This window comes from Comamonas sp. (genome assembly GCF_036666375.1).
Lineage (GTDB): Bacteria > Pseudomonadota > Gammaproteobacteria > Burkholderiales > Burkholderiaceae_C > Comamonas.
This window is the reverse complement of the sequence record NZ_JAVWWA010000099.1, coordinates 13,901-19,886: the sequence shown is the minus strand read 5'-3', so window position 1 is coordinate 19,886 and position 5,986 is coordinate 13,901. Positions and strand designations below refer to the sequence as shown.

General features: G+C 66.6%; 5 protein-coding genes and 2 pseudogenes. 4 read left to right on the top strand and 3 right to left on the bottom strand.

Annotation, left to right across the window (positions count from 1 at the left end; all coding sequences use genetic code 11):
* Window positions 1–196: pseudogene (locus tag RR928_RS19725) on the top strand (sodium:proline symporter); the annotation flags it as partial.
* Between the two features lie 43 nt (window positions 197–239).
* Here RR928_RS19725 and RR928_RS19720 read toward each other — a convergent pair.
* From RR928_RS19720 to RR928_RS19710, 3 genes are all read right to left on the bottom strand, one after another.
* Window positions 240–389 (bottom strand): hypothetical protein, encoded by a 150-nt coding sequence (locus RR928_RS19720; RefSeq protein WP_332538214.1) that lies wholly within the window; start codon window positions 387–389, stop codon window positions 240–242.
* 69 nt (window positions 390–458) lie between these two features.
* On the bottom strand, window positions 459–1,196 hold the full coding sequence (locus tag RR928_RS19715) for a tyrosine-protein phosphatase (protein ID WP_332683879.1): 738 nt from the start codon (window positions 1,194–1,196) through the stop codon (window positions 459–461).
* Window positions 1,197–1,292: 96 nt separating this feature from the next.
* Window positions 1,293–4,214, bottom strand: coding sequence for a DNA topoisomerase III (locus RR928_RS19710; protein ID WP_332538212.1), 2,922 nt, complete (start codon window positions 4,212–4,214; stop codon window positions 1,293–1,295).
* Window positions 4,215–4,333: 119 nt separating this feature from the next.
* On the opposite strand from RR928_RS19710, the gene RR928_RS19705 reads away from it, so the two are divergent.
* The 3 genes and pseudogenes from RR928_RS19705 to RR928_RS19695 all read left to right on the top strand — a co-directional run.
* Window positions 4,334–4,852: an SET domain-containing protein gene (locus RR928_RS19705; RefSeq protein ID WP_442881508.1), complete on the top strand. Its 519-nt coding sequence runs from the start codon at window positions 4,334–4,336 to the stop codon at window positions 4,850–4,852.
* Window positions 4,849–5,676: a biotin--[acetyl-CoA-carboxylase] ligase gene (locus tag RR928_RS19700; RefSeq protein WP_332538211.1), complete on the top strand. Its 828-nt coding sequence runs from the start codon at window positions 4,849–4,851 to the stop codon at window positions 5,674–5,676. Before RR928_RS19705 ends, RR928_RS19700 begins: the two co-directional genes overlap by 4 nt.
* Window positions 5,677–5,689: 13 nt before the next feature.
* Window positions 5,690–5,986 (top strand): annotated as a pseudogene (locus tag RR928_RS19695) (SPOR domain-containing protein); the annotation flags it as partial.

Sequence of the window (5,986 nt, the reverse complement as noted above, 5' to 3'; positions counted from 1 at the left end):
CGGCATGCTGGTGGGTGCGGTCACGGTGCTGGTCTGGCAGCACTACCATTGGTTCAAGCTCTACGAGATGGTGCCGGGCTTTGCGTTGGCCACGCTGGCCATCGTGGTCGCAAGCCTGCTGGACAGGCCGCCTTCGACGCGCCAGCTCAGCCTCCACGCAGAGGTGGAGCGTGAGATTGCCACGCATGGGGGCTGAGGACCTTTCCTCTCGGCCCTTAGACAGGCATGGCAAACGGGGTTCAGCGCACCCGGCTGACACCCACATCGATATCGCCAAACACCGTGATGCCGCTGCGGCTCGCGCCTTCATTCGCCGGACTGCCGCCCGCGCAGCCCGCAAGCCCTGCGGCCAGTGCCAGGGCGGCGCACCATCGCATGCAAATCGTCATGAATACTCCTTGAAACATGCACCCATGCTAACGGGCGCAGGCAGAAGCAGGTAACGGGATGTGCGCCGCTCAGGCCAGATAGCGTTCGGCGAGCCGGGCACGCGCCGCACGGTCCATGCCCAGCACCTCGGCCAGATACCGGTCCATGCCGCCATGGTCACGGTCGACCAGGTCCATCGCGGCGTCGAGAAACGGCTCCTGCACGCGCCACAGCACTTCCAGCACTTCCTCGGGCAGACGACCGGCAACGGTGGCGGGCGGGCGCTGGTAGTACGCATTGGTCAGCAGATAGTCCTCCATCACCTGTTCGCGCGACACGCCCAGCGCGTGCAGGATCAGCGCCGCGGCCCAGCCCGTGCGGTCCTTGCCCGCCGTGCAGTGGAACACCAGCGGCGCATCGCTTTGCAGCAGCAGCTGGAACAGCCGCGCGAAGCGGTCGGCATTGACTTTGACGAAGCTGCGGTAGGTGTCCTGCATCAGGCCCACGGTATCGGCCGCGGTCATGCGGTGGCCGGCCGCGAGCAGCTCCTGGGTACGCTGCACCACGGTGGGCTCGACCATGAAGGCATGGCGCTGGAACTGCGGCCAGGCATAGCCTTGCGCGCTGATTTCGTTGACGCCGCGAAAGTCGACGCTGTGGCCGATCTTCAGTTCGGCCAGCGCCTGCAGGTCGGCGGCGGAAAGCCCGGCCAGATGGTCGGAGCGGAACAGCCGCCGCCATTGCAGGCTGCGGCCGTCGGCGGCGGTATAGCCGCCGAGGTCACGAAAGTTGCTGCTGCCTTCAAGGCGCAGCACACGGTCCGGCATGCCGGGCGGAAGCGGGGAAGCGTTCGTAATGGCCATGGGCCACAGCGTAGCGCATTGCGCGCTTCGCCGTGTGTACCTTAGATGACTCGCGCGCCGTCAGGCGAGGTGTTTTCCAACGATGCCTGCCAGCTCGAACATCGTGATCTGGTCCTTGCCGAACACCGGCTTGAGCTTGGCGTCGGCGTTGATCGCACGCTTGTTCGTCGCGTCCTGCAGGTTGTTGGCCTTGACGTAGTCCCAGACCTTCTTGATGACTTCGGTGCGCGCGACCATGTCGCCGCCGATCACCGCCGCCAGCTCGGGGCTGGGAGTCAGATTGGACGCGACCTTGCGCGGCGCCTTGACGGCAGCCGTCTTGGTCGCTGCCACCTTCTTCGCAGCCGGCGCCTTCTTGGCGGCCGCGACCTTCTTGGCCGCCGGCGCCTTCTTCGCGGGCGCGCCCGCGGTCTTGCGCGCCGGGTACTTCGAGTCGCGCTTCTCGAACTCGAAGTTCACCTTGCCTTCAGCCGCATCCCAGACCAGGAAGGCCTTGAACGCGCGCCGCGTGCGGTTGGAGACGAACTTCTCGAGCAGGTCGGTCTTGCCCGTCGCCAGCAGCTTGACCATCTGCTCGCGCTCTATGGGCTGCTGCAGGATGATCTGGCCGCTCTTGAAGTCGCAGCTCGGAACCGTCTGGGCCAGCGTGGGCACGGCCTTGGAGCAGACATAGTTGCTGCCATGCTCGAACACCGGCGCGCCGCACTTGGGGCAGGCGCCCAGCGGCTGCTGGCTCGCGAAATCGACGATCTCGCCCGAGTCTTCGGAGTTCGCGTCGTCGCCGAAATCGAACTCGAGCTTGTAGTTGTTGTTCTCCTCGTCATGCACGATGGCCACTTCGGCGACGAACGGCCAGCCGGCCTTGGAGCGGAAGCCGTCCAGCGGGCCTATGCGGCGCTCGCGCAGCAGGGTTTCGGCTTCATGCGTCTCGAACGTGCGGCCCGCGGGCGACTTGGTGAACGAGAAGCCGCAGCCGGCCTGCTTGCCGTCGGCGCCCGTGCAGGCGTAGCGGCGGTAGTTTTCCTTGACCACGCCCGAACAGTTGGGACAGGGCGTGGAGAGCGTCGCGTAGTCGCCGGGAATGGTGTCGCGGTCGTATTCCTTGGCCTTCTTCACCAGGCGCTCGGTCATGGAGGCGATTTCCTGCATGAAGGCTTCGCGCGACAGCTGGCCCTTTTCCATCTGCGACAGCTTGTACTCCCACTCGCCGGTCAGATCGGCGCGCGACAGTTCTTCCACGCCCAGGCCGCGCAGCAGCGTCATCAGCTGGAAGGCCTTGGCCGTGGGAATCAGCTCGCGGCCTTCGCGCAGCATGTATTTCTCGGTCAGCAGACCTTCGATGATGGCCGCGCGCGTGGCTGGCGTGCCCAGGCCCTTTTCCTGCATCGCCGAGCGCAGTTCTTCGTCTTCGACCTGCTTGCCTGCGCTTTCCATCGCGCCCAGCAGCGTGGCTTCCGAATAACGCGCCGGCGGCTTGGTCTTCAGGCCCTTGGGGTCGACCGCCTCGGCCAGCGGCTGCTCGCCGGGCTGCACGGGCACCAGGTTCTGGCCCTTGTCGCCTTCCTTCGCATCCTCGACTTCATGCGCGGCTTCCTTGCCATAGATCGCCAGCCAGCCCGGCTTGACCAGCACCTTGCCTTCGGTCTTGAAGTGGTGGTTCTCGACGCGGCTGATGCGCGTCGTCACCTGGTGCTCGGCGCTGGGGAAGAACACCGCCATGAAGCGGCGCACCACGAGGTCATAGAGCTTTTGCTCGGCCTCGCTCAGGCCGCTGGGCGCCTGCGTGGTCGGGATGATGGCGAAGTGATCCGACACCTTGCTGTTGTCGAAGATGCGCTTGGTCGGGCGCACGTAGTTGTTCGTGATCGCCTGCTGGGCGAACGGCTCGAGATGGCGCATGCCGCTCTTGGCGAGCATCTCGAAGGTCTGCTGCGCCACGGGCAGATAGTCCTCGGGCAGCGCGCGCGAATCGGTACGCGGATAGGTCAGCGCCTTGTGGCGTTCGTAGAGGCTTTGGGCGATCGACAGCGTGGTCTTGGCCGAGAAGCCGAACTTGCCGTTGGCTTCGCGCTGCAGGCTGGTCAGATCGAACAGCAGCGGCGACGCCTGGGTCGTGGGCTTGCTTTCCTCGGTCACCACCGCAGGCTTGCCGCGCGACGCCGCGGCGATGGCCTGGGCCTCGGCCAGGCTCCACACGCGGTCGGCGCGCATTTCGGCGTCGTCGCTCTTCTTCCACTGCGGGTTGAACCACTTGCCCAGATAGGCGCCGGCCCGGGCGCCGAACGTGCCGTGGATTTCCCAGTAGTCGCGGCTCACGAACTTGCGGATCTTTTCCTCGCGCTCGACGACCACCGACAGCGTGGGCGTCTGCACCCGGCCCACCGTGGTCAGGAAGAAGCCGCCGTCGCGCGAGTTGAACGCCGTCATGGCGCGCGTGCCGTTGATGCCCACCAGCCAGTCGGCCTCGGAGCGGCTGCGCGCGGCGTCGGCCAGGCCCTGCATCTGTTCGTTGCTGCGCAGGCTCTCGAAGCCCGCGCGTATCGCCTGGGGTGTCATCGACTGCAGCCACAGGCGCTGCACGGGCTTGCCCAGGGGCTTGTTGCCGCCCGCGTACTGCTCGATCAGGCGGAAGATCAATTCACCTTCGCGGCCCGCGTCGCAGGCGTTGATCAGCTTGGTCACGTCCTTGCGCTTGGCCAGGCGCACCACGGCGTTCAGGCGGCTCTTGGTCTTGTCCACGGGCTTGAGGTCGAAGAACGGCGGAATCACCGGCAGGTTGGCGAAGCTCCATTTGCCGCGCTTGACGTCGAACTCCTCGGGTGCCTGGATCTCGACCAGGTGACCGACGGCGCTGGTCACCACATAGGTGTCGCTCTCGAAATGGTCGTCGTGCTTTTCAAACTTGCCTGCAACCGGGGTCAGTGCGCGAACAATGTCCTGCGCCACGGAAGGCTTCTCGGCAATCACCAGTGTTTTTGTCATTGTGTGTTCTCGTCATTTCAAGCGCCCGCCCTCCCAGGGCCGGCAAGCGCTCCTACAATCCATTCCTACGCGTGCACGCGCACGCGCATGTGTGCATATTCAAAGTATCAGAGATTCCAATGCCCCGCACCCAGCCCACCTCTTCCGCCAGCCGCCGCATCCAGACGCGGCGCTCCGGTGTCCACGGCAAGGGGGTCTTTGCCGTGCAGGATATTGCCGAGGGTGAAGTCCTCATTGAATACACGGGTGAAATCATTTCCTGGCAGCAGGCCCAGGACCGCCACCCGCACGACCCGCTGCAGCCCAACCACACGTTCTACTTCCATGTAGACGAGGACCGCGTGATCGATGCCAACTTCGGCGGCAATTCCTCGCGCTGGATCAACCACAGCTGCAACCCCAACTGCTATACCGACGAGCGCGACGGCCGGATCTTCATCACCGCGCTGCGCAACATCGCCGCGGGCGAAGAACTGAACTACGACTACGGCCTGATGCTCGAGGAACGCTACACGGCCAAGCTCAAGGCCGAGTACCCCTGCTACTGCGGCGCGGCCAACTGCCGCGGCACGCTGCTCGCGCCCAAGCGCGGCTGGCGCCCGCCCATGCCCGGGGACGCACAGGAGCGCGCTGCATGAGCCTGCCTGCCAACCCCATACGCTGGCCCGCCGAGGCCCTCTGGCAGGCCGTGAGCCCGCTGCTCGAAGGCTTTAGCGTCGAGATCCTGCCCGAAGTCGATTCGACCAATACCGAACTCATGCGCCGTGCGCGCGCCGGCCGCTGCGAACCCATCCTGCTGGTCACCGAGCAGCAGACCGCGGGCCGCGGCCGGCTGGGCCGCCAATGGGTCAGCCAGATCGGTGATTCGCTGACGTTTTCGCTGGGCCTGCCGATGGCGCCGGCCGAATGGTCCGGCCTGTCGCTGGCCGTGGGCGTGAGCCTGGCGCAGAGCCTGCAGCCGCAACTGCCCGCCGCGGGCGAGGACCGGCTGCGCCTGGGCCTCAAATGGCCCAACGACCTCTGGCTCGAAGGCGATCGCAAGCTCGGTGGCATCCTGATCGAAACCGCGAGCGGCATCGGCCTCTCGGGCCCCGACCGCTATGTGGTGATCGGCGTCGGTCTGAACGTGCGCGCGCCCGACAGCCAAGGCCTGTCGACCACGCCCGCGAGCCTGCGCGAAGTCGACGCCGCGCTCGACGCGCCCACGGCGCTGGCCCGTATCGTGCCGCCGCTGGTGCGTGCCTTGCAGGCATTCGCCCGGCATGGCTTCGCACCCGTGCGCGCGCAGTTCGCCGAACGCGATCTGCTGCTGCAGCGCGAAGTGAACCTGAGCGACGGCCACAGCGGCCTGGCCCAGGGCGTGGGCCCGGACGGAGCGCTGCTGGTGCAGACGGCCGAAGGCCTGCGCGCCGTGACCAGTTCGGACATCAGCGTGCGCCCCCGGCCCGCGCCCCTTTCCTGAGAGAAAGCCCGCCATGCTGCGCATTGCCCTGTTCATCCTGCTGCTGGCCAATGCCGGCTATTTCGCCTGGAGTCAGGGCGCGCTGACCAGTCTGGGCTGGGCGCCTCAGCAGCACAACGAACCCGAACGGCTGCAGCAGCAACTGCGCCCCGAAACGCTGCAGCTCAAGCCGCCCGCGGCTGCGGCAGGCGTTCCTGCGGCGGGCGTTCCCGCGGCGGGCGTTCCCGCGGTGGCCGCAACCGCGCCAGCGCCCGTCGAGGCGCCGCCAGCGCAGGAAGGGCCGGCCCAATGCCTGCAGGCCGGCATTTTT

Bases quoted from the DNA above. Each gene is read 5' to 3' on its own strand.
- RR928_RS19720 (WP_332538214.1), bottom strand. From the start codon at position 389: ATGACGATTTGCATGCGATGGTGCGCCGCCCTGGCACTGGCCGCAGGG.
- RR928_RS19710 (WP_332538212.1), bottom strand. From the start codon at position 4,214: ATGACAAAAACACTGGTGATTGCCGAGAAGCCTTCCGTGGCGCAGGAC.
- RR928_RS19705 (WP_442881508.1), top strand. From the start codon at position 4,334: ATGCCCCGCACCCAGCCCACCTCTTCCGCCAGCCGCCGCATCCAGACG.
- RR928_RS19700 (WP_332538211.1), top strand. From the start codon at position 4,849: ATGAGCCTGCCTGCCAACCCCATACGCTGGCCCGCCGAGGCCCTCTGG.
- RR928_RS19715 (WP_332683879.1), bottom strand. From the start codon at position 1,196: ATGCCGGACCGTGTGCTGCGCCTTGAAGGCAGCAGCAACTTTCGTGAC.